21 protein-coding genes and 4 pseudogenes are annotated in these 22,272 nt (G+C 69.6%); 9 read left to right on the plus strand and 16 right to left on the minus strand.

What is annotated here, in order from left to right:
* Positions 1–11 precede the first annotated feature (11 nt).
* From E1H18_RS21240 to E1H18_RS27405, 7 genes and pseudogenes are all read right to left on the minus strand, one after another.
* Positions 12–401: a DUF3168 domain-containing protein gene (locus E1H18_RS21240; RefSeq protein ID WP_172272344.1), complete on the minus strand. Its 390-nt coding sequence runs from the start codon at positions 399–401 to the stop codon at positions 12–14.
* Positions 398–661 carry a head-tail connector protein gene (locus tag E1H18_RS21245; protein WP_172272347.1) on the minus strand — a complete coding sequence of 88 codons (264 nt, stop codon included), beginning with the start codon at positions 659–661 and terminating at the stop codon, positions 398–400. The genes E1H18_RS21240 and E1H18_RS21245 overlap by 4 nt, the downstream gene beginning before the upstream one ends.
* A 149-nt stretch (positions 662–810) precedes the next feature.
* Positions 811–2,037 (minus strand): phage major capsid protein, encoded by a 1,227-nt coding sequence (locus E1H18_RS21250; RefSeq protein ID WP_172272350.1) that lies wholly within the window; start codon positions 2,035–2,037, stop codon positions 811–813.
* Between the two features lie 32 nt (positions 2,038–2,069).
* Positions 2,070–2,480: an HK97 family phage prohead protease gene (locus tag E1H18_RS21255; protein WP_172272353.1), complete on the minus strand. Its 411-nt coding sequence runs from the start codon at positions 2,478–2,480 to the stop codon at positions 2,070–2,072.
* Positions 2,470–2,724: a hypothetical protein gene (locus E1H18_RS21260; protein WP_172272356.1), complete on the minus strand. Its 255-nt coding sequence runs from the start codon at positions 2,722–2,724 to the stop codon at positions 2,470–2,472. Before E1H18_RS21260 ends, E1H18_RS21255 begins: the two co-directional genes overlap by 11 nt.
* Positions 2,721–3,873 (minus strand): annotated as a pseudogene (locus E1H18_RS21265) (phage portal protein). The gene E1H18_RS21260 and the pseudogene E1H18_RS21265 overlap by 4 nt, the downstream one beginning before the upstream one ends.
* A gap of 27 nt (positions 3,874–3,900) precedes the next feature.
* Positions 3,901–3,969, minus strand: a pseudogene (locus E1H18_RS27405) (hypothetical protein); the annotation flags it as partial.
* Here E1H18_RS27405 and E1H18_RS21270 point away from each other — a divergent pair.
* Positions 3,968–4,363, plus strand: a complete 396-nt coding sequence (locus E1H18_RS21270; protein ID WP_172272362.1) for an endonuclease domain-containing protein — start codon at positions 3,968–3,970, stop codon at positions 4,361–4,363. The pseudogene E1H18_RS27405 and the gene E1H18_RS21270 overlap by 2 nt on opposite strands.
* Before the next feature lie 104 nt (positions 4,364–4,467).
* Here the strand turns inward: E1H18_RS21270 and E1H18_RS21275 are convergent.
* Both E1H18_RS21275 and E1H18_RS27410 read right to left on the minus strand, forming a co-directional pair.
* Positions 4,468–5,673, minus strand: a pseudogene (locus tag E1H18_RS21275) (DNA-packaging protein); the annotation flags it as partial.
* Positions 5,606–6,040 (minus strand): hypothetical protein, encoded by a 435-nt coding sequence (locus E1H18_RS27410; RefSeq protein ID WP_172272365.1) that lies wholly within the window; start codon positions 6,038–6,040, stop codon positions 5,606–5,608. The pseudogene E1H18_RS21275 and the gene E1H18_RS27410, both read right to left, overlap by 68 nt.
* 239 nt (positions 6,041–6,279) lie before the next feature.
* On the opposite strand from E1H18_RS27410, the gene E1H18_RS21285 reads away from it, so the two are divergent.
* The 3 genes from E1H18_RS21285 (at position 6,280) to E1H18_RS21295 (ending at position 8,750) form a co-directional block, all read left to right on the plus strand.
* The gene (locus E1H18_RS21285) at positions 6,280–7,851 is read left to right on the plus strand and encodes an aldehyde dehydrogenase (NADP(+)) (protein ID WP_172272368.1); all 1,572 of its coding nucleotides are present in this window, start codon (positions 6,280–6,282) and stop codon (positions 7,849–7,851) included.
* Between the two features lie 102 nt (positions 7,852–7,953).
* Positions 7,954–8,289: a metalloregulator ArsR/SmtB family transcription factor gene (locus E1H18_RS21290; protein ID WP_172272371.1), complete on the plus strand. Its 336-nt coding sequence runs from the start codon at positions 7,954–7,956 to the stop codon at positions 8,287–8,289.
* Entirely contained in the window at positions 8,286–8,750 is a 465-nt protein-coding gene (locus E1H18_RS21295; protein ID WP_172272374.1) for an SRPBCC family protein, read from the plus strand. The genes E1H18_RS21290 and E1H18_RS21295 overlap by 4 nt, the downstream gene beginning before the upstream one ends.
* A 148-nt stretch (positions 8,751–8,898) precedes the next feature.
* Here the strand turns inward: E1H18_RS21295 and E1H18_RS21300 are convergent, their stop codons facing one another.
* The 3 genes from E1H18_RS21300 to E1H18_RS21310 form a co-directional block, all read right to left on the minus strand.
* Positions 8,899–9,315, minus strand: coding sequence for a cytochrome c (locus tag E1H18_RS21300; protein ID WP_172272377.1), 417 nt, complete (start codon positions 9,313–9,315; stop codon positions 8,899–8,901).
* Between the two features lie 3 nt (positions 9,316–9,318).
* The gene (locus E1H18_RS21305; protein WP_172272380.1) at positions 9,319–10,914 is read right to left on the minus strand and encodes a flavin monoamine oxidase family protein; all 1,596 of its coding nucleotides are present in this window, start codon (positions 10,912–10,914) and stop codon (positions 9,319–9,321) included.
* 331 nt (positions 10,915–11,245) lie between these two features.
* Complete coding sequence (locus E1H18_RS21310; RefSeq protein ID WP_172272383.1) at positions 11,246–12,919, minus strand: ATP-binding protein; 1,674 nt, start codon at positions 12,917–12,919, stop codon at positions 11,246–11,248.
* 365 nt (positions 12,920–13,284) lie between these two features.
* Here E1H18_RS21310 and rutB point away from each other — a divergent pair, with 365 nt between their 5' ends.
* The 5 genes and pseudogenes from rutB (at position 13,285) to rutA (ending at position 16,347) form a co-directional block, all read left to right on the plus strand.
* Entirely contained in the window at positions 13,285–13,962 is a 678-nt protein-coding gene (gene rutB, locus E1H18_RS21315) for a pyrimidine utilization protein B (RefSeq protein ID WP_172272819.1), read from the plus strand.
* A pseudogene (locus E1H18_RS21320) lies at positions 13,959–14,074 on the plus strand (hypothetical protein); the annotation flags it as partial. The gene rutB and the pseudogene E1H18_RS21320, both read left to right, overlap by 4 nt.
* A gap of 24 nt (positions 14,075–14,098) precedes the next feature.
* A complete protein-coding gene (gene rutC, locus E1H18_RS21325) occupies positions 14,099–14,488 on the plus strand; it encodes a pyrimidine utilization protein C (RefSeq protein WP_172272386.1) in 390 nt (129 codons plus the stop codon).
* Positions 14,485–15,285, plus strand: coding sequence for a pyrimidine utilization protein D (rutD, locus tag E1H18_RS21330; RefSeq protein WP_172272389.1), 801 nt, complete (start codon positions 14,485–14,487; stop codon positions 15,283–15,285). The genes rutC and rutD overlap by 4 nt, the downstream gene beginning before the upstream one ends.
* Positions 15,286–15,288: 3 nt before the next feature.
* A complete protein-coding gene (rutA, locus tag E1H18_RS21335; RefSeq protein ID WP_172272392.1) occupies positions 15,289–16,347 on the plus strand; it encodes a pyrimidine utilization protein A in 1,059 nt (352 codons plus the stop codon).
* 122 nt (positions 16,348–16,469) lie between these two features.
* Here rutA and E1H18_RS21340 read toward each other — a convergent pair whose 3' ends face one another.
* The 4 genes from E1H18_RS21340 to flhA all read right to left on the minus strand — a co-directional run bounded on the left by E1H18_RS21340 (position 16,470) and on the right by flhA (position 22,225).
* A complete protein-coding gene (locus E1H18_RS21340) occupies positions 16,470–16,973 on the minus strand; it encodes an FKBP-type peptidyl-prolyl cis-trans isomerase (RefSeq protein WP_172272395.1) in 504 nt (167 codons plus the stop codon).
* A gap of 204 nt (positions 16,974–17,177) precedes the next feature.
* Positions 17,178–17,822 carry a response regulator transcription factor gene (locus E1H18_RS21345; protein ID WP_172272398.1) on the minus strand — a complete coding sequence of 215 codons (645 nt, stop codon included), beginning with the start codon at positions 17,820–17,822 and terminating at the stop codon, positions 17,178–17,180.
* Positions 17,819–19,984, minus strand: coding sequence for an ATP-binding protein (locus E1H18_RS21350; protein WP_172272401.1), 2,166 nt, complete (start codon positions 19,982–19,984; stop codon positions 17,819–17,821). Before E1H18_RS21350 ends, E1H18_RS21345 begins: the two co-directional genes overlap by 4 nt.
* 132 nt (positions 19,985–20,116) lie before the next feature.
* Entirely contained in the window at positions 20,117–22,225 is a 2,109-nt protein-coding gene (flhA, locus tag E1H18_RS21355) for a flagellar biosynthesis protein FlhA (protein WP_172272404.1), read from the minus strand.
* Between the last annotated feature and the right edge of the window lie 47 nt (positions 22,226–22,272).

Below are 22,272 nucleotides of genomic sequence, written 5' to 3' on the forward strand. Positions count from 1 at the left end.
TTCTCCGGGATCTAGAGGGGTTCGGTGACCGCCCGCACGCGGACGATCCCCAGCGTGGTCTCGCGATCGGCGCCGGCGAAGACATCGGCATAGGGCGTGCGCAGGGTGACCAGGCGCCGTCCGGTCAGCGCGGGCCTGGCCTCGTGCAACGCCGCGCGGACGGCCGCGACCAGGGCGCGGGCTTCCTCGGGACCGCCGAAGCGGCTGGCGCAGGTCAGGGTCAACAGGTGCTCGATCGTCTCCCCCTCGACGGGGCGGCCTTCCGACCGGGTGACGACAACGCACGGATAGGTCGGCATGCGCGGCGCGGCGGCATGGATCCGCGCGCCGGCGATGGCGGTGACGGCGGGCGCAGCCTTGAGCAGCGCGACCAGGGCGTCGATCAGGGGCTTGTCGGTCACAGCCGCGGCTTTCGGTAGGGGGCCAGCCAGGGTTCCACGAGGGCCAGCGCCGGTTCGGCGCGATGTTCGTAGGCGTGGGCGACCAGGATCAGGATGGAGAGCCGCAGCGGCGCGGGGCTGGCGGGCGTCAGGGCGACGCCGGCGGCCGTGGCGACACGCGCCTCGGCGGCGTCGATCAGCAGTGTAAGGACCGCGTCTTCCGACGTGTCAGGCACGCGCAGGAACGCCCTGGCCTCGGCCAGGGTGAGGGATTGGGGCATGGGGGATTTCCTGGATGAGGATCACTTGCCCCCTCCGCGCTGCGCGCTCCTCCCCCGGAGGGGGAAGACGGGGGACGCCGTCTGTCCCCTCCGGGGGCGGACGACCTGCGCAAGCAGGTCAGGTGGGGGCAAGTGACCGGGTCAGACGACTAGCTCGCCGCGAACTTCAGCAGCTTCACGGCGTCGAAGTTCTGCACGCCGCCGCCGACGCGCTTGGTGGTGTAGAACAGCACGTGCGGCTTGGCGGAATACGGGTCACGCAGCACCCGCACGCCGGCGCGGTCGACGATCAGATAGCCCTTCTCGAAGTCGCCGAACGCCACGGCCAGGGCGTTGGCCGCCACGTCCGGCATGGCCTCGATCTCGGTGACCGGGAAGCCCAGCAGGCTGGCCGACTGGCCCGGCTGCAGCGCCGCGTTCCAGATGTAGTTGCCCTGCGCGTCCTTGAACTTGCGCACCGCGCTGACCGTGCGGCGGTTCAGCACGAAGCGGCCGTTCTGGCGGTACTGGGTCTTGGTCGCGTAGATCAGGTCGATCAGCTTGTCGGTCGGATTGGTCGCCGTCCAACCGCCCGCCACGCCGGTGGCCACATAGCCCAGTTGGCCCCACGTGTAGGTCGCGTCGGGCGCGGCGGTATAGGCCAGCAGGCCCTTGGGCTTGTTGACGCCGTCGCCGGTCACGAAGGCCGTGGTCTCCTGGGCGGCAAAGGCGTCCTGCACCTCCTCGGCCAGCCACTCGTCGATGCTGACATAGGCGTCGTCCAGCAGAGCCTGGGTGGCGGCCGGACTGGCGTAGAGCTCGCCGGCCGGGAAGTCGATGACGTCCAGGGTCGGGGCGGTGGTCTCCGGACGCACCGCCGTCTCGGCCACCCAGGCGGCGGCCAGACCGGTCGGCGACACCGGCTTGCGGAACGTGCCGGCGCCGATGGTGCGCACCTGACAGATCTCGCGCATCGGGCTGGTGGCCGCCAGGCGACGCAGGATCAGCCGCTCCAGCTCTGGCGGGGCGACGTAGCCGCCGGCGGTGGCCACGCCTTCCGACAGCCCCTTGGCCTCAAGCAAGGCGGCGGGCGTCTCGCCGGTCTTCACATAGCGATCGAAGGCGGCCTTGCGCTCGTCGACCGCATGCGCCAGCGGCGCATCACCCGAAAGCGAAGGCCTCCGCAGGTCGCTCATCAGACGATCGAGCCGGTCCTGGGCGCGGCCGACGGCCTCGTCGATGCGGCCGACCTTCTCTTCCAGCAGGACATCGGCCCGCTTGGTCTCGATGGCGGCCAGTCGCTGGTCGTTGGCGGCCTTGAAGCTCTCGAACGCCGACAGGACGTCCGCCAGCGCCGCGCGGGCCTCGGGCGAGGCCGCGTGTTTGGTTTCCTTCATGGGAATCTCCGGGTTTTGGGAGCAGAAATCCGCTAGAGAGCGGATCGGGTCAGCCGCGCGCCGGGAAGCATCGGGAAGGTCACGATCGACACCTCCCACAGCTCGACGCGGGACAGCACGCGCAGGCGGCCCTGGGTGCGGGCCTTGACCTGTCGGAAGCCGATGGAGAGGCCGTCCAGGGCGCCGGCCTCGACCAGCGCGGCGACCAGGCGGCCACGGGGCGTGGAGCGCAGGATCCGGCCACGGACGAACAGGCCCTTGGCGTCCTCGACCACCTCGTCCCAGACGCCGACGGGCTCGGCCTCGTCGTGCTGGTGCAGCATCACGACCGGCGCGCCGGCGGCCAGGCTCTCGGCGAAGGCGCCGGCGGCCGTGACGTCGTCATTGAGGTCGCGGGTCCAGAACAGCGACGCGTAGCCTTCGATCTTGAGATCATCGTCCATCGCGGCGCTCCAGGCGGGCTTCGATACGGATCAGACTCTGGCGCGAGGCTTCGGCCTGGGCCTCCAGCCGCGCCAGGCGTTCGGCGACCGGGGCCTGCGCCTCCAGCCGCCGCTGCATCTCGTCGATCCGGGCCGAGGCCTTGCCGGCCCACAGCAGGGCGGCGGCGGCCTGCAGGGCCACGGCGACCAGGACGGCGGCCGACACCTGGCGGTCCAGACGCCAGCGGTTGGCGGGAGCGCTCAATGCTCCAGCCCCGCCAGGCGCCGGCGTTCGTCGTCGGTCAGGAAGCTCGCCGCCTGCAGCCGGCTCCAGAGGGCGTCGCGCTCGGCCGACAGGGCCGGCACGGCGTCCAGGTCCGGGGCGATCCGCGCGCCGGGGAACTTGGCGGCGAGCCAGCCGGTCAAGGCGCGCGCCGCCCGCTCGGCCAAGGGCGCGACCGTGCCGCGCCAGAACGCGGCGTTGGCCTCGCGATAGTTGGCGTAGGTGTTGTCGCCGGGAATGCCCAGCAGCTGCGGCGGCACGCCGAACGCCAGGGCGATCTCGCGGGCGGCGGCGTGCTTGCCCTCGGTGAAGTCCATCTCGGCCGGGGTCAGCGACATGGCTCGCCAGTCCAGGCCGCCCTCCAGCAAGAGCGGCCGGCCGGCGTTGGCGGCCCCGGACTGGGCGGAGGCCAGTTCGGTCTTCAGCCGCTCGAACTGTTCGTCGGTCAGCCGGTCGCCGGCGTCCTTGGAAGAGTAGACCAGCGCCCCCGACGGCCGCGCGGAGTTGTCCAGCAGCGCCTTGTTCCAGGCGCTGGAGGCGTTGTGGACGTCGATCGCGAACGCCGCCGCCTCGAGGGGCGAGAAGCCGTAATGGTCGCTGGTCGGGTTGAAGAGCTTCAGGTGCAGCACCGGCAGCCAGCCATCGGCGTCCCGGGCGATCCGCACCGTGCGCCCAGCGGCCTGATAGTCATAGGCCAGCGGCCAGCCGCGCGGGCCCGGGACCAAGGTCATCCGGTCGGGCCGCAGGGCGTAGAGCTCGGTGGGCGCGGCGTCGCCGGCCGCTTCCAGATAGGCGTTGCCGGCGACCTGCAGGCCGCCGAAAAACGCCTCCATCAGGTCGGGTCCGCCCTGCTCGGGATTGGGCCGATCAAGGAGGCGTTTGAGCGGGTGATCATCGGCCCGCCGACCGTCGACGAACACGGCCAGCGGCGTGGAGGCGGCCGCCTCGGCGATCAGCCGCGTGCAACGATAGGCGACGGGGTTCTTGGCGAACCCTTCGGCCGCCAGGGCGCCGTAGTCGCGCGGCGTCCACTGCGGCCGACCGCCGGTGGTCAGGGCGATGAGGCGCGCGGCGCGCGAGTCTTTTCGCTCCGGCGCGCGGGGCTTGAAGAGGGGCATTGACGCCTCCCATGATTGAGAACAAATTGGGAACATTACTCCTCCTCCCCTTTGAGGGGAGGGGGACCGGCGAACGCCGGTGGAGGGGCCAGCACCGGAGATCCGGGATGGAGACTACACGCGAGACTGTGCTCAACGCCCGCCGCCTGCGACGGCGGATGTCACCGCCAGAAGCTCGGTTATGGAGCGCGTTGCGAGGTGGTCAGCTCGACGGTTTGAAGTTCCGACGACAGCATCCGATCGGACGATGCGTGCTGGATTTCTACTGTGCGCCCTTAAGGCTCGCGGTCGAGATCGACGGTTATGATCACTGCATCGATGGCAGACCGGAGCGCGATGTCGCGCGTGATCGGTGGCTGATGACACAGGGCGTTCGGACGCTGCGGATTCCCGCGCAGCATGTGATGACTTCGGTGGATGGGGCGCTCGGGCAGATCCGCATGTTCATCGCGGAGAACCTGCGAAGGCCCCTCCACCGCCGTTCGGCGGTCCCCCTCCCCTAAAAGGGGAGGAGAGACTTCTCCCCCGAACCGGAGGCGTGATTTCTCCACCCCCTCCGGGGGCGGACAGACCTGCGTAGCAGGTCAGGTGGGGGCTTGTACGGCGCCTAGAGACTTCGCAATCTCGGCCTCCCCCTCACCCCCAGCATCAACTCACTCACCGCCCACACCAGCGCGTCCGCGCGGTCCGGACTGTGCTCCAGATCCCCCGAGCCCAAGGCCATCAGCTCCTCCTCCAGCGCCGGAAACGCGCCGCAGTGGAGCACCCTGCCCTGCTCGTACAGGGCCGCCACCGGCTCGGCCCGCGCGCGCTTGCCGACGCTGGCGCGAACCAGCCTGATCCGGCACGGCGGCTCGGCCTGGGCCAGCACGCTCCGCACCATGTCGCCGCCCTGGTTGGCCTCGGCCACGAGGGCGTCGGCGGTCCAGGCTCGCGCGGCGGCCACCGCCCGCGCCGCCCAGCCGGCGGGAGACAAACCCCGCGCGGTCTCGTCGGCCAGCACGAAGGCGCGGTCGTCCCGGCGTCCGACCACCACGATCCCGCAGGCGTCGCCGGTCGCGGTGGCGGGCGGGTCCACCGCCACCACCACGCGGTCGAACCTTGCCGGCTTGCCCGCCCGGCACCGCGCCAGGTCTTCCGCCCGGAACAGGCCGCCGTCCGTCTCGACAATGATCCCGTCCAGCTCCTGGGCGGCCAGGCGCGTGCCGCCATACAAGCCCTCCAGCGTCCGCAGGAACGCCGGCGCCAGGTTCTGGGCATTGGCGGCCGTCCCCGCGCGGGTCACGTGCACGCCGGGCTCGGCCATCAGGGCCTTCAGCGCCTTGATCGGCCGCGGCGTCGAAGTGACCGCCAACCGCGGATCCCTCCCCAGCCGCAGGCCGAAGCGCAGCATGGCCAGGGTCTCGGCGGGCTTGGGCCAGGCGCAGAACTCGTCGGCCCAGGCGGCGTGGAACTGTGGCCCACGCAGGCTGTCGGGGTCCTCGGCCGAGAAGGCGTAGGCGCAGGCGCCATTGGGCCAGACCAGCCGCCGGCGGGAGGCTTCCCAGCGGGGGCGAAACAGCGGCCCGCCCATCGCCTTCAGGCCCGACGGCCCTTCGATCATCACCTCGCGCACGTCGTGCAGGGTGGGACCGACCAGGGCCAGGGTCGGATGCCACAAGGCGTTCAATGTGATCCAGCGCGCGCCCGCGAAGGTCTTGCCCGCGCCGCGCCCGCCCAGCATCAGCCAGGTGGTCCACAACTCATCAGGAGGGGCCTGCTGGTGCTTCAGCGGACAGGCCAGCATCGCGCTGAGCACACGCTGGCGATCCAGCGTCTCCGCGTCCGTCCAGAGCCTCGCGTCGCTTTGTTTCGATGAGCTCGGCCACGTGAGCGAAGCGCTCGGCCAGAGCGGCGTGAAGCTCTTCGGGATCGTCGGGAATGCCGTCATGCATGGGGGCCTCCTCGTCTTCGGCCGCCGGACGGGCGACCGGCTTGGCTTTCGGCTCGGGGACCATGGTGTCGACCGCTTTCACGGTGCGGGCGACGGTCATGTAAGCCTTGGTGATCTTCTCGACCTCGGCGACGACCGCCAGATCGGTGTTCTCTTTCAGGCGTGCGATCTGGGCGTCCACCAGACCCTTGAGCGTGTTCTGGTGCGTCTCGCCCCAGCCCGTCTGCTCTTCGCTTCTTCCGGCCATGACACAAAGATACGGCGCCAGCGGGCGCGGATGATTGGGACCGGCGTAAAAGTGACAAGCCGTTGATTTTGCCGGTTTCGGTCTCGCGAACGCCGAGCATTCACCGGCGCGAATGCCCGTGGTCGAGGCTCCGGTCGCTTTTCCCCAGGGAAAACCCGGACAATTCCCGGGCGCGCATGGACTTGTCATGGTCGCGGTCCCATTTAGGCCGCTCCACGGAACACGACGGGACGACGACCATGACTTTGACGGGCGAGCTTCTGATCGGCGGCGAGCGCCGCTTCGGGACCAACGGCGAGATCAAGGGCGTCAATCCCGCCAGCGGCGAGACCCTGGAGCCGGCGTTCGGCGGCGCGACCAAGGCCGATGTCGACGCGGCTGCGGCCCTGGCCCAGGAGGCCTTCGCCAGCTACCGCGCCCTGCCCTACGAGACCCGCGCGACCTTCCTGGAAGCCATCGCCGAGCATATCGAGGCGATCGGCGATGATTTGATCGTCCGGGTGATGGCCGAGACCGGCCTGCCGCGCGCGCGCCTGGAAGGCGAGCGCGGACGCACCACCGGCCAACTGCGCCTGTTCGCCAGCGTGCTGCGCGACGGCGGCTTCCTGGAAGCGCGGATCGACCCCGCCCTGCCCGAGCGCAAGCCGCTGCCGCGTCCCGACCTGCGCCTGCGCAACGTGCCGCTGGGTCCGGTGGCCGTGTTCGGGGCCAGCAACTTCCCGCTGGCCTTCTCGGTGGCTGGCGGCGACACCGCCAGCGCCCTGGCGGCCGGCTGCCCGGTCATCGTCAAGGCGCACCCGGCGCATCCGGGCACGTCGGAGCTGATGGGCCGCGCCATCCAGGCGGCCGTCGCTTCGGTCGGCCTGCACCCGGGCGTGTTCTCGCTGATCCACGACAGCGGCTATGAGGTCAGCCAGGCGCTGGTCGCCGATCCGCGCGTCAAGGCCGCCGGCTTCACCGGCTCGCGCCGCGGCGGCCTGGCGTTGGCCGCCATCGCCCAGGGCCGGCCCGAGCCGATCCCGTTCTATGCCGAGATGAGCAGCATCAATCCGGTGATCCTGCTGCCGGCGGCGCTTGCTGCGCGCGGTCCGGCCATCGCGGAAGGCTTCGTCGGCGCCCTGACGCTGGGCGCAGGCCAATTCTGCACCAATCCGGGCCTGATCCTGGCCATCGACGGGCCGGAACTGACCGCCTTCGTCGAGGCCGCCGGCAAGGCGGTCGAGGCCGCGCCGGCCGCGGTCATGCTGACCCCGGGCATCTGCCAGGCCTTTGCGCATGGGGTCGCGGCCCTGAACGACGCGCCGGAAGTGACCACCGTGGCGCGCGGCCTCACCGGGGTCGGCCACACCGGCCAGGCGGCGCTGTTCAGCGTCTCGGGCGCGGACTTCCTGGCCAATCCGCACCTGCACGAAGAGGTCTTCGGCGCCGCGTCGATCGTGGTGCGCGCCGCTGATCAGGCGCAGCTGGAAAAGGTCATCGCCGCCATCGAGGGTCAGCTGACCATCGCGATCCACATGGACGAGGCCGACCACGGCCTGGCCGGCGACCTGCTGCCCGCGCTGGAACTGAAGGCCGGCCGCATCCTGGTCAACGGCTTCGGCACCGGCGTCGAGGTGGCCCACGCCATGGTCCACGGCGGTCCGTTCCCCTCGACCAGCGACGGCCGCACGACCTCGGTCGGCAGCCTGGCCATCGCCCGCTTCCTGCGCCCGGTCAGCTACCAGAACCTGCCGGAAGCCCTGCTGCCGGCCGAGCTGAAGACCGACAACCCGCTGGGCGTCGTGCGCCGGGTGGACGGCAAGATCGGCTGATCCGACAGCGAGAGCCCGCCGTCTTCGGACGGCGGGCTTTTTCTTCGCGCCAATAGTTAGGCAATTGCTTGACTATCCAGGCACGCGCCGATACTTAAGCCCATGCCTAACCAACAGCCCTCGCTCGACCTGATGTTCCAGGCCCTGGCCGACCCCGCCCGGCGCGGCATGGTCGAGCGGCTGAGCCGGGGCCCGGCCTCGGTCAGCGAGCTGGCCCGGCCGCTGGACATGTCGCTGCCGGCGGTCATGCAGCACCTGGCCATGCTGGAGGCGGGCGGGATCGTGACGTCGCAGAAGGTCGGGCGGGTGCGCACCTGCGCCCTCCAGCCCCAGGCGCTCAGTCTCGCCGAGCAATGGATCAACCAGAGGCGCACCCAGTGGGCGCAGCGCCTCGACCGGCTGGGAGACTTCCTGGCCGCCGAAGAGGAAACCCAATGACCCCTCGCAACGCCGTCCACGCCACCTTCGTCGTCGAGCGGACCTATGCCGCCTTGCCCGCCCGGGTGTTCTCCGCCTTCGCCGATCCGGAGAAGAAGGCCCAGTGGTTCAAGGGGCCGGACGAGTGGGGTCCCGGCGACATCGGCTTCGACTTCCGGGTCGGCGGCGAGGACCACAGCATCGGCGGCCCGCCGGGCGAGCCGCCGCACCGGTTCTACAACCGCTATCTGGAGATCATTCCGAACGAGCGGATCGTCTATGCCTACTGGATGCACCACGGCGAACCGCTGGCCTCGGCCTCGATCGCGACGCTGGAGTTCAAGGCGGAGGGGGACAAAACCCGGCTGGTGATCACCGAGGTCGGGACGTTCCTGGACGGATACTACGACGCCAAGGGGCGGGAAGAAGGGACGCGGTGGTTGCTGGAGAGCATTGCGCCGTTGGTTGAGGCGGAAGGCTAGCCGTCCTTCCGCCCCCTTCCGGGGGCGGACGACCGCGCGCTGGCGCGCGGTCAGGTGGGGGCGAGTAAGGTGAGTTCTCGCTGACTTGCCCCCTCCGCGCCTGCGGCGCTCCTCCCCCGGAGGGGGAAGACGGTTCGACCCCGTCCCCTCAATGCCCCCCAGGCGCCGGCGGACGCGCGATCTTCGCCACGTCCGCCTCCGTCACCGGCTTGGCGTAGCTGTTGCCGAAGTGCGTGCGGATATAGGTCACCGCCTCGGCCATCTGGGCGTTGGACAAGGTCCCGCTGAACCCCGGCATGCCGCCCTTGCCGCCCGCCACGACCATGATCGGATAGGCCGCGCCGGCCAGTTTCGGATTGGACGCCAGGGCCGGGATCTCACCCGCGCCCTTGCCGCCTTTCGCATCCGCCATGTGGCAGGCCTGGCAGACCGCGCCATAGACCTGCTCGCCAGTCACGGGCTTGGGTACGCGGACCACGCCGCCGCCGGTGTCGCCGCCGCCGGACGTCTGGGCCGTGGCCGAAGACGCCGCCAACAGCGCTGCCAGAATTAGGATCTTACGCATCGGTCAAGCCTCCAGCGCGCGCTTGTGCAGACGGGTGATGGCGTCGATGGACGACAGCAGCGCGCCCTCCATCCAGCAGCCGACGTAAGAGGCGTGCTCGCCGGCCAGGACGATGCGGCGGTCCATGCCGACCAGGGTCTGGTAGTGCTCCTTGCGCGTCTCGTCGTTCCAGCGGGCGCAGCAGCCCATGGCCCAGGGCACACGGCTCCAGGCCACCGAGGCGCCGTTGGAAAACTCCTTGCGATAGCTGGCCGGGTGCAGCACCGAGCCCTGCTGCAGGGCGACCTCGATCCGCTGCTCGGGCGTCATGCCGGCCAGGCGATAGGCCCCCATCTCGCGGGCGAAGGCGCCCAGCAGCACGGCCGGACCGTCCTTGAACATGTTGTTGTTCGGATAGGAGATCAGGGCGATCTCCTGGTCGGTGAAGCTGTGGCCGCCGTAGATCGACTCGTCCTCTTCCCAGAAGCGGCGCTTCATCTCGAGGCCGATCTTGACCTGGCCCGAGTAAGGCACGGCCTTGATGGCGGCCATCATCTCGTCGGTCACCTGCAGGTCCATCTGGCCCAGAATGCTGAGCGGGATCGTACAGACGCACCAGTCGGCCTTGGCGTCGGTGGTCTTGCCGGTGGCGGTGTCGGTCCAGGTCACCGCGACGCCCTTGTCGTCCTGGGCGACCTTGCTGACCTTGGCGTTATACGTGATCAGGCCTTCCACCTGCTTGGCGAAGCCCTTGCCGATCATGTCCATGCCGCCCACCGGCTGGAACATGGTGGTCTGCATCTCGTGGCCCATGAAGAAGCCGATCGAGGTCCAGACCTGCGGGTCCAGCACGTCGTGCAGGCTGTTCAGATCCTTGGACGCGATCGGCGCGCCGTTGATCCCGCCGCCGGGCGGACGGTCATAGCCGCGGTGGGCCGAGGCGCGCAGGCTGGAGACGTACTTGTAGTCCTTGTCCAGCATGCCCCAGCCCTTCAGGGCTTCCAGCAAGCGCTCGCGGTCCTCCAGGGTGACGGCGTCGTCCAGGGCCTTGGCGTTGACCGACTTGGCCAAGAGCTCGGCGATGTTGCCCTCGAAGTCGGCGGCGGCGGTGTTGAACCGCACCGGCTTGCCGCCGAAGGCCTCGGACGAATGCATCCAGGTGTTGTGGTTGTACTGGATGAAGGGCTCCAGCGAGACGCCAAAGGCCTTGCAGTAGTGCAGCAGGGTGCGGTGATGGTGCGGGATCCGCCACGGGCCGGGGTTGAAGTAGTTGCCCGGCGCATAGCCGACCTTCTGGGTCGCCCCGCCCAGCTCGGTGTAGGTATCGCCGCCGCGCAGCGACCAGTTGCGGCCGCCGGGACGGTTCTGGAACTCCAGGATCTTCACCTTGTAGCCGGCCCGGGTCAGCTCGTAGGCGGCCAGCATGCCGGCCAGGCCCGCGCCCAGCACGATGACGCTGGAGCCGGGGCGCGCGCCTTGCAGATTGGGCGGGCCGTGGAACTGGGTCTCGGCCGCGTGGCCCAGGGTGGTCATGGCCTGGTAGAGCGCGGCCGTGCCGCCGACCCTGGCGATGGCCGAAAGAAGCTGACGCCGACTGGGCGCCCTGACACCGAAATCCATACCTGAAAGCCCCGAACCAACCGCCGGCCCTTTGGCGGTGCGGTGTTAAGGGGTAACGGCGGTCGACGAGCGCGCGAGGGGTTGTGTGGCGGCCAGGCCCAGGTCGTGGACGGGGCTCTGAATTATCGGCGCCCAGATCGTCCGGATGCGCGGGAAGTGGGCATGAAAACCCAGGCTAGAAGGTAGGGTTTGACGTCCCGTCTGCCCTCCCGGGGGCGGACGACCGCGCGCTGGCGCGCGGTCAGGTGGGGGCAAGTGAGGGAGTGCGCTCTGACTTGCCCCCTCCGGGCCTTTGGCCCTCCTCCCCCGGAGGGGGAAGACGGGCGCCGCCCTACCCCACCACCCGCAGCGTTGGCCGATCCGCCGCCGCCTGGGTCAGGGGCACGGTGAAGTAGAAGCACGAGCCCTGGCCGGGAGCGCTGATCACGCCGATATTGCCGCCCATCAGCTCGACCAGTTCGCGGCAGATCGACAGGCCCAGGCCCGCCCCGTCGTGGGCGCGGGTCAGGCTGTTGTCGACCTGGGAGAAGGTCTTGAACAGGTGCGGCAGGTGCTCGGCGGCGATGCCGACGCCGGTGTCCTCAATGTCGAAACGCAGGCCGTCCTTGCCGGCGTGGCGCACGCGGACCGTCACCCGGCCCTCGTTGGTGAACTTCACCGCATTGGCGGCCAGGTTGCCCAGCACCTGGCGCAGGCGGGTCGGGTCGCCCGTCCAGCGGCCGCGCAGGTCGGGCGCGATGTCGACGTGCAGCTCCAGGTCCTTGGCCGCGGCCGCGCCGGAGAAGGCCGCGCAGCTGGCCTCGACCATGCCGGCCAGGTCGAAGATCTCGGCCCGCAGCTTGACGGCGCCGCCTTCCAGTCGGGCGATGTCGAGGATGTCGTTCAGCAGGGTCAGCAGCGAGCGGCCCGACTCCTCCAGGATGCGCAGGCGGCGGGCCTGGCGGTCGGTCAGGATGTCGGCCGCCATCACCTGGGCCATGCCAAGGACGCCGTTCAGCGGCGTGCGGACCTCGTGGCTCATATTGGCCAGGAAGCGGGTCTTGGCGGCGTTGGCGGTCTCGGCCTCTTCCTTGGCGGCGACCAGGGCAAGACGGCCGGCGCGCAGCTCGCGCAGGGCCTCGCGCACCCGCAGCAGCAGCACCGCGGCGGTGACGCCCAGCATCAGGAAGGCGGCGATGACCCAGCCCGCCACGCTCTTCAACAGCGACAGGCCAGGGTTCTCCGGCGCCCAGGCCAGGGCCCCGATCGGGCGGCCATCGATGTCGCGCAGCACCACGCGCGGCTCGCGGCCCTCGACCGAGTCCGACAGGGCCAGGCCCTTCAGGCCCAGGTCGTCGGACAGCTCGCGCACCAGCGGCGGGCTGACCAGGCGCGCCGACACCAGGACGGCGGTCGGGCCGGTATAGGTCTCCGCCACCGCCCGGGAGTCGGGCGTCACGGCGGCGAAGGCTACGACATAGGCCGCGCCGTCGACGTTCATGAATCCGACCCGCGTGGCCTCGGCGGCCAGGCCCAGATGACCGTCGGCCTCGTTCGCGCGGCTTTCGGCGGCGACGTCGGCGGCGATGCGGGTCACACGGCCGGGGAAGTCGCCCAGGGCCGCGACCGGCGCACGGACGCCGTTCTTCGACGCGTAGACCACCTGGCCCGAGCGCATGATGAAGGTCAGGTCGTGCTTGAACTGGCCGCGGTAGTAGGCGGCCAGATTGATGTCGATCCAGTGCGGGTTCAGCGTCCAGCCCGTGGCCTTGTAGGCCTCGTCCCAGATGGCGGCCGAGGCCAGTTCGCGCTCGGTGCGGACCTGGGTGCGCGAGATGATCCGGCTGACCAGAGCGATGTCGTCGGCGGCGTCGTGGCGGTCGACCTCGCGGGCGGCCAGCAGCATCAGAGCCAGGGCTCCGACGATCGAGATGGCCACCAGCGCCGCGGCCGCGCCGACGATCCCCAGGATCAGTCGCATCGGCCGCGCGTCGGGTCCCATGAAGGTGAGTTTGCTTCGCGCCATGGAAAGAAGCCTTGGGCCCGGATGGCTAGCGATGTGTAAAAAGCGGCGCTTGGTCGCTGCGACAACTTGGCCGCGTTTTTGAAGGCCTGCGCAACTGCGATCGCATGCGGCAAAGCCTTGTACGGCAAGGCTTTGCCATCGATCTTCGGCGCCGCTGGAACGTCGCGTTCTGCCTGCGAAAGGCCGGGTGCGGCGGATCGCCGCCTAGCGCTTGCGCGGTCGCTCCGCGCCTCCAGGCGCATGCATGGTTGAGATTGCGTCGTTCGTCGAAGTGGCGTTTGCTGCGTCCTCGATTGAAGGACGCTGCGTTGACGACCTCTCCGATCACCCCGCTCTCGCCGCCCTCCTTTGGACCTGGCGCCGTCATGCTGCCGGCCCGGCCAGAGCCCCTGCCCGTCGATCCCAAGACCACCGCGGTGATCGTCATCGACATGCAGAACGCCTACGCCTCCAAGGGCGGCTACCTCGACCTGGCCGGCTTCGACATCTCGGGCGCGCAGGGCGTGATCCAGAAGACCAAGGGCGTTCTGGAAACGGCCCGCGCGGCCGGCATGACCGTGATCTACTTCCAGAACGGCTGGGACGACCAGTATGTGGAGGCCGGCGGTCCCGGCTCGCCCAACTGGTGGAAGTCCAACGCCCTGAAGACCATGCGCGCCCGGCCCGAGCTGCAGGGCAAGCTGCTGGCGCGCGGCCAATGGGACTATGAGCTGGTCGATGAGCTCAAGCCCGAGCCGGGCGACATCCAGCTGCACAAGACGCGGTATTCCGGCTTCTTCAACAGCCAGCTGGACAGCGTACTGCGGGCGCGCGGGATCCGGCACTTGGTGTTCGTGGGGATCGCGACCAACGTCTGCGTGGAGTCGACGCTGCGGGACGGCTTCTTCCTGGAATATTTCGGGACCGTGCTGGCGGACGCGACGCACCAGGCGGGGCCTGAATTCGTGCAGCAGGCGGCCCTGTTCAACATCGAGACCTTCTTCGGCTGGGTCTCGACGACGGCGGATTTCAAGGGGGCGTTCGGGCAGCTGGCGCCGGGCTGAACCGCCGTGCGTCCTTCGAGGCTCGACTGCGCCTCGCACCTCAGGATGAGGACGCTGCTACTGAATTCCTCATCCTGAGGCGCCCGCAAAGCGGGCCTCGAAGGACGCAGGGCCTTTCAAATTAGGGAGTAAACCGATGCCCAAGACCGTCATCACCCCGCCCGGCACGGGCACGCCGATCGCCCCGTTCTCGCCCGGAACCCTGGCCGACGGCATCGTCTACGTCTCCGGCACCCTGGCCTTCGACAAGGACAACAACGTCGCCTTTCCCGACAACGCCGAGGCCCAGACCCGCCAGGTCCTGGAAACCATCAAGTCGGTGATCGAGACCGCCGGCGGGACCATGGACGACGTGACCATGAACCACATCTTCCTGACCGACTGGAGCCACTACGGCGCGATCAACAAGGTCTATGCCGAGTACTTCCCGGGCGACAAGCCGGCCCGCTTCTGCATCCAGTGCGGCCTGGTCAAGCCCGGCTTCGTGGTCGAGATCGCGACCATCGCCCACGTCGGCAAGTCATGACCTCAGGCACGGTCGACGGCCTCCACTACGAACTGCACGGCGGCCCCGTGGCGGGCCGCGAGGTCGTACTGCTGTCGTCGGGCCTGGGCGGGTCGGGCGCGTTTTGGGGGCCGCAGATGGAGGCCCTGACCGCGCGCTGGCCGGTCGTCCTCTACGACCATCGCGGCACGGGGCGCAGCGTCCGCCAGCTGCCGCCGGACTACACGGTCGCGCACATGGCCGACGACATGGTCAAGGTCATGGACGCCCTCGGTCTCGCCAAGGCCCATGTGGTCGGCCACGCGGCCGGCGGCAACGCCGGGCTGCAGCTGGCGCTGGACCACGCCGACCGCCTGGCCAAGCTGGTCGTCGTCAACGGCTGGAGCCGGCCCGACCCGCACATCAGGCGCTGCTTCGACACCCGCATCCACCTGCTGAACGACACCGGCCCGGAAGCCTACGTCCACGCCCAGCCGATCTTCCTTTATCCGGCCGACTGGATCTCGCGGAACCACGCCCGGCTGGAAGCCGAGGAGGTCCACCACGTGGCCGGCTTCCCACCGCGCGAGGTCATGCTGGCCCGGATCAACGCCTTGCTCGCCTTCGATGTCGACGCACAGCTGGAGGCGATCACGCACCGGGTGCTGATCTCGGCCAGCGCCGACGACATGCTGGTGCCGATGAGCTGCTCGCAGCGGATGGCCGGCCGTCTGCCCAACGCCGCGTTCCAGCAGGTCGCCTGGGGCGGCCACGGCTTCACCGTCACCGATCCCGAGACCTTCAACGAAGGCCTCATCCAATTTCTAGCGGGGGAATAATCCATGCAGGTCGGCGTCTTCATCCCCATCGGCAACAACGGCTGGCTGATCTCGGAGACCTCTCCGCAGTACATGCCAAGTTTCGAGCTCAATAAGGAGATCACCCAGAAGGCCGAGAAATACGGCTTCGACTTCGCGCTCTCGATGATCAAGCTGCGCGGGTTCGGGGGGAAGACCGAGTTCTGGGAGCATAACCTCGAGAGCTTCACCCTGATGGCGGGCCTGGCGGCCGTGACCAGCAAGATCAAGATCTTCGCCACCGTCGCCACCCTGACCATCCCGCCGGCCATCGTGGCGCGCATGGCCTCGACCATCGACTCGATCGCGCCGGGACGGTTCGGCATCAACCTGGTCACCGGCTGGCAGAAGGCGGAGTACAGCCAGATGGGCCTGTGGCCGGGCGAAGAGCACTATACCGACCGCTACAACTATCTGGCCGAATATACGACCGTGCTGAAGGGCCTGCTGGAGACAGGGGTTTCGGACTTCAAGGGCAAGTACTTCACCATGGACGACTGCCGGGTCAGCCCGCACCCGCAGGAGACCAAGCTGATCTGCGCCGGCTCGTCCGACGAGGGCCTGGCCTTCACGGCGCAATATGCCGACTACAGCTTCGCCCTGGGCAAGGGGACCAACACCCCGACGGCCTTCGCCGGGGTCAACAAGCGGCTGGAAGCGGCGGCGGAGAAGACCGGTCGCGACGTGCAGTCGTTCCTGCTGTTCATGATCATCGCCGACGAGACCGACGAGGCGGCTTTCGCCAAGTGGCAGTCGTATCGGGATGGCGCCGACCAGGAGGCCCTGGCCTGGCTGACCAACCAGGCCGCGCCCAACGCCAAGGCCGGGGCGACGACCAACACCACTCAGCTGGCGGCGCCGGAGTCGGCGGTGAACCTGAACATGGGCACGCTGGTGGGCAGCTATGAGAGCATCGCCCGGATGATGGACGAGATCGCCGCGGTGCCGGGCACGGCGGGTGTGCTGCTGACGTTCGACGACTTCGTGAAGGGGGTGGAGGCGTTCGGGGAGCGGATTCAGCCGCTGATGAAGTCTCGGCAGTAGTCGGTCACTTGCCCCCACCTGACCGCTTCGCGGTCGTCCGCCCCCGAAGGGGGCAGACGGTGATGCATCGTCTTCCCCCTTTGGGGGAGGAGCGCGAAGCGCGGAGGGGGCAAGTCGGCTCGTTAGTCGACCGCCAACATCCCAACCAGCTGCAGCCGGAACACCAGCACGCTATCGGGCGGGATCTCGCCCATGTCTCGCGGGCCGTAGCCCAGCGAGGACGGGATATACAGCGTCCACTCGTCGCCCACCTTCATCAGCGGCAGGGCTTCCAGCCAGCCCTGGATCAGGCCGTCGGCCGGCATGATCGCCGCCTTGCCGCGCGCGAAGCTGCTGTCGAACACCGTGCCGTCCAACAGCTTGCCTTCGTAGTGGACCTTGATGATGTCGCCGATCTTGGGCGACGGGCCGGCCTTCGGGCCGCTGGTGGTGATCTTGTACTGCAGGCCCGAGGGCAGGCTGACCACGCCCGGGGCCTTGGCGTTCTTCTCCAGGAAGGCCTTGCCGGCGATCGCCCCGGCCGACGGGCCCGCGTTCAGCTGCGGCGGGGCGGTCGGCGTCACCTGGGCGTGAGCCGCGCCGGCGGCGAGGAAGGCCGCGAGGGCCAGAAGAGCGAGAAGGCGCATCGAAGGGTCTTTCGGATCGTGTCGTTAGCGACACCCTAGCGATCCTTGAGCGGAACTTCGCGGCGAAATTTGGGGAGCGCCCCCTCCGGCCCTCCGGGCCACCTCCCCCGTTTCACGGGGGAGGAGAAACTCCCCTCTCCTCCCCTGCGAAGCGGGGGAGGTGGATCGCTGCGGATACGCAGCGAGACGGAGGGGGCGCTCGCCCTAAACCAACCCCCGCCGCTGCGCCTCCAGCGCCGCCTCCGCCCGCGAGCAGATGTTGAGCTTGCGGTAGATGGCCTTCACATACCCCGCCACGGTCAGCTCGGTGACGCCCATGACCTTGGCCGCCTCGCCCGAGCGCAGACCGCGGCCGATCAGGCGCAGGACCTCGGTCTCGCGCGGGGTCAGGGCCGCTTCGGGCTCGGCGGCGGGCGAGGGCTTGCGGAAATAGTCCAGCATCCGACGGGCCACGGCCGGCGACAGCGGGGTCTCGCCGGCTTCCAGGCGGCGCAGGTAGCGCACCAGGTCCGCGCGATCCATGTCCTTGAGCAGATAGCCCCCCGCCCCGGCCGCGATGGCGTCGAACAGGTGGGCGTCGTCGGCGTAGATCGTGACGACGACCGACCGCGTCGCCCCGCCCGAGCGCTCGGACAGGTCGCGCAGGAAGTCGACGCCGCGACCGTCCGGCAGGGCCAGATCCACGAGCGCCAGGTCCGGCGCGCCCCCGTTCAGGAACGAGCGCGCCTCGGCCAGGTCCGCCGCCCCGGTGGCTACGACGCCCGGAAACGCCTCGGCCAGGGCGGCCAGCAGGTGCTCGCGGGTCTCGGTCTGGTCCTCCAGCACGAGCGCAGTGACGGGGATACTCATGCTTCAGCGCTCGCACGGATGGGGGCGGAAAGCCGGATCACCGTGCCCCGCTCGGTGTCGGGGATCTCGACCGCCCCGCCGATCTCGCCCAGGCGGCGCTCCAGGTTGGCCAGACCGCTGCGGCGGCCGCCCGGCTCGCGCGGCAAGCCGACGCCGTCGTCGCTGAGGGTCAGCTCCAGCCGGCCGTCGGCTTCGTGCACGGTGACCGCCACGGTCGCGGCCCCAGCGTGGCGGATGGCGTTGGACACCACCTCGCGCACGGCCGAAGTCAGGTTCTTGTAGACCCGGTAGGGCGCGGTGACGTCAGGATCGGCAAGCTCGACCGGCGGCCAGTCCAGCGTCAGGCCAGCCGCCTCCAGCCGCTCGGCGGTCTCGTGGCGCAGGTCGGCCAGCACCGCCTCCAGCGGCAGATCGTGCCCCGACAGGCCCGAGACGATCGAGCGCAGGTCGCCGATCGCCCCGCGCATGGCCTCGCGGGTCTGGTTGAGGTCCTGGCGGTGCAGGCCCGACAGCAATCGCGCCCCGACATCGTCGTGCAGGTCGCGGGCGATGCGCAGGCGCTCCTCGACCACGCCGCGGGCATAGGCGTCACGGCCTTCCTCGATCTGGGCGAGAAGACCGACAAGCTGCTCGGCCAGCTGGACCTGGGCCGTGCCGAACAGGCCGCGGCCGCGGAACGGGAAGCGCAGGGTCAGGGCCGTGGTCCCGGCGGCGGCGGGCAACCCCAGGCCCACGCCCTCCTCCAGGATCTCGACGGCGGCCTGGGTCGGACTTCCCGGCGTGACCTCCAGCGGCTCATAGACCTTGGCCAGCAGCGCCTTCCAGGCCTGGCCGCGGGCCTCGACGCCGTGGATCAGCGCGACGTCGGCCACGGCGGCGAACATCTCGTGGTCCTTCATCGTCCGCCGGCCGATGGTCAGCCGCCACAGCACGTCGCGGAACGGCAGATAGACGAAGGCCACGATCAGCAGCGACACGCCCAGGGCGGTCTGGGCGCTGGTCCCCAGGGCCGCGATCAGCAGGCCGTCCAGCACCAGCAGGGCCGCGCCGGCGCCCAGGTAGAACAGGATCCGGAACGCCCATTGGTCCAGCTGGAACAGCTTGTGGCGGCGCAGGCCCACGGCCATGCCGACATAGATGATGACGAAGAAGCCTAGCGAGAACCGCGGGTCCAGGAACGGCGCGCGGCCTAGAGCGATCGGCACGGCGACATTGCCGATGAAGGCTCCGGCCCCGATCACGACCGACAGACCGAGCCAGCGGGTGGCGGCCATGGCGGCTGGATCCTTCCGGCTGGCAAAGGCCTGGATGGCGATGGCGACGATGATCAGCGCCATCTCGATCGAGGTCGCCGCCTGGCCAGTGGTCTCGCGGGCCGGATTGCCGGGCAGCAGCGGCGTCAGCGCCCACAGCAGAACGCAGATCGGCGCCAGCAGCATGACCGGCAGCCTGGTGACGCGCTTGGGATAGGCCAGGAAGAAGGCGATCATCGCCCCGCCATAGGCCACGGCGCCGGCCATGTTCAGCCAGGCCACCGTCATGGCCGTCGCCTGATCCTGCACCAGCTCGACGCTGGCGTGCACCGCCCAGCCGAAGGTGAAGGCCAGCATCGAAAGCCCGGTGAGGGCGAACAGTTGGGTCGCCAGGTCGCGCGGCCGCAGGGCCCAGACCCAGCCGACGATCAGGGCCGCGACCAAGCCGAACATCAGATTGGCCCAGAACTCCGCGCCCAGTTGCGTCAGCGGGCGGGTGCGGCCGTCCAGGGTCACGGCCCGCTGGACGCCGTCGGGCCCCGCCAGGCGCAGGACCAGCGGCCGGGCTTCCAGGGCCTTGGCGAACAGGCCCTGGCGACGGTGCTGCTCGTCGGACGCCGCCTGGGTGTCGGGCGCGTTCAGTCCGCCGATCTCGTCGATATGCAGGGCCGCCGCAGGACCGTCCCCCACCATCGCGACGCCGGCCAGCCGCTCGCCGACCTTGGCGCCGGCGCGGTCCAGCGGCCCATCGGGGGTCAAGGCGGTGATGACGATGGCGCCGCCCGGCTTGCCCTCGAAGGCGGCCCCCAGCCAGGCCGGAGACGTCGCCATCCAGACGCCGGTCAGCGCCGTGGCCACGCACAGCAGGATGACCCCGAGCAACAGGGTGGTGGGAGACGAAACGCGCATCGCCCGCACAGCTTGAGCCAGGACAAGCGCTGCCGCAACCTTGGGTGAACGCCGTTCTGGGGTCGAGACACCCCCAGGGTTGGGGGTTGCACGGGCGCTTACCCGGGTTCTGGGGGTTGCGGGCGCTTAGCCCTACACCATCCCGACGGTTTTGAGCCTGGCGCGCGGGTGGATCTCGTTCTGGCTCATCACCACGGTCTGGCCGCGGAAGCGTTCGATGATCGAGCGAACATAGGGGCGCACGCCGGGGCTGGTCAGCAGGACCGGAGCCTCGCCGGCCAGGGCGGCGCGTTCGAAGCTGTCGCGGACGCCGCGGATGAAGTCCTGCAGGCGCGAGGGCGGCAGGGCCAGCTGCTTGTCGTCGCCGGGGCCGATCAGGGCTTCGGCGAAGGCCTGCTCCCAGTCGGCCGACAGGGTGATGATCGGCAGGGCGCCGTCGTCGCCGCGGTTGGCCCAGCACAGCTGGCGGGCCAGGCGGGCGCGGACCTGCTCGACCAGCTGGGTCACCGAAGCGGTGTGCGGGGCGGCCTCGCCGACGCCTTCCAGGATCTGCGGCAGGTCGCGGATCGAGACGCGCTCCTTCAGCAGCGACTGCAGCACGCGCTGGACGGTGGTGGCGGTGACCGTGCCCGGGATCAGGTCGGCGACCAGTTTCTGCTGCGCTTCGGGCAGTTCCTTCAGGAGCTTCTGGACCTCGGCGTAGGACAGCAGGTCGGCCATGTTCTCCTTGAGGATCTCGGTCAGGTGCGTGGTCAGCACCGTGGCCGGGTCGACGACGGTATAGCCGCGGAAGGTGGCCTCTTCGCGCAGGTCGTCGGTGATCCAGGTGGCCGGCAGGCCGAAGGCGGGTTCGCGCACGTGCTCGCCGGGCAGCTCGACCTGGCCGCCGCGCGGGTCCATGGCCATCAGGCTGCCCAGGCGCACCTCGCCTGCCCCGGCCTCCATCTCCTTGATGCGGATGGCGTAGCCCTGGTTGGACAGGCGCATATTATCCAGGATGCGAACCGGCGGCATGATGAAGCCGAACTCGCCAGCCAGGGTCTTGCGCAGGGCGCGGATCTGGTCGGTCAGCTTGCGGCCGTCCAGGTCGTTGATCAGGGTCAGCAGGCCATAGCCCAGCTCGATCTTGACGTCGTCGATGGCCAGCGAGGCGCTGATCGGCTCTTCCTCGGCCTCGGCGGGCGCGCCCGCGGCGGCGTCCATGTCGGACAGGTCGATCGGCTTGGGCTTCTTGGCGTCCTGCACGCGCTTGTAGGCCAGGGCGCCGGCGCCGATGGCCAGGGCGGCGAACGGCAGGATCGGCATGCCCGGGATCAGGGCGATGATGCCCGACGAGGCCGAGACCATGCCCAGGCCGGCCGGGTTCATGCCCAGCTGGGTCATCAGGGCCTTGTCGGCCGAGCCTTCGACGCCGGCCTTGGATACGACCATACCGGCGGCGATCGAGATGATCAGGGCCGGGATCTGGCTGACCAGGCCGTCGCCGATGGTCATGATGGTGTAGGAGGACGCGGCTTCCCCAATGGGGATCTTGTGCTGCACCACCCCGATGATGATGCCGCCGACGATGTTGATGCCGGTGATGATCAGGCCGGCGATCGCATCGCCCTTCACGAACTTGCTGGCGCCGTCCATGGCCCCGAAGAACGTGCTTTCCTGCTCCAGCTCCTTGCGGCGCAGCTTGGCCTGTTCCTGGTCGATCAGGCCGGTCGACAGGTCGGCGTCGATGGCCATCTGCTTGCCCGGCATGCTGTCCAGGGTGAAGCGGGCGGCGACTTCGGCGATGCGGCCCGAACCCTTGGTCACGACCATGAAGTTCACCACCACCAGGATGATGAAGATGATCACGCCGATGACGAAGTTGCCCTGCATCATCAGGTGACCGAAGGCCTCGATGACCGCGCCGGCCCCGCCGGTGCCTTCCTGGCCGTGGCCCAGGATCAGACGGGTCGAGGCGACGTTCAGGCCCAGGCGATAAAGGGTCGCCACCAGCAGGACAGTCGGGAACGAGGTGAATTCCAGCGGGCGCTTGATCAGCACCGCGGTCATCAGGATCAGCACCGAGCCGGTCAGCGACACGGCCAGCAGCACGTCCAGCAGGACGGGCGGCACGGGCAGGATCAGCAGGACGATGATGCCGACGACGCCGATCGCCAGGCCCATTTCACCGCGCATGAAGCCGTCCAGCAGCGACTTGGCGCTGGGGACGGATCGAGCGGTCGGGGCGGCGGCGTCAGCCATGCGAAACCTTGGTGCCGTGGATGAAAAGCTGGACCAGCGCTTGGAGC

It is taken from the genome of Caulobacter sp. RHG1, from assembly GCF_013181195.1.
In the GTDB taxonomy this organism is placed as follows: Bacteria; Pseudomonadota; Alphaproteobacteria; order Caulobacterales; family Caulobacteraceae; genus Caulobacter.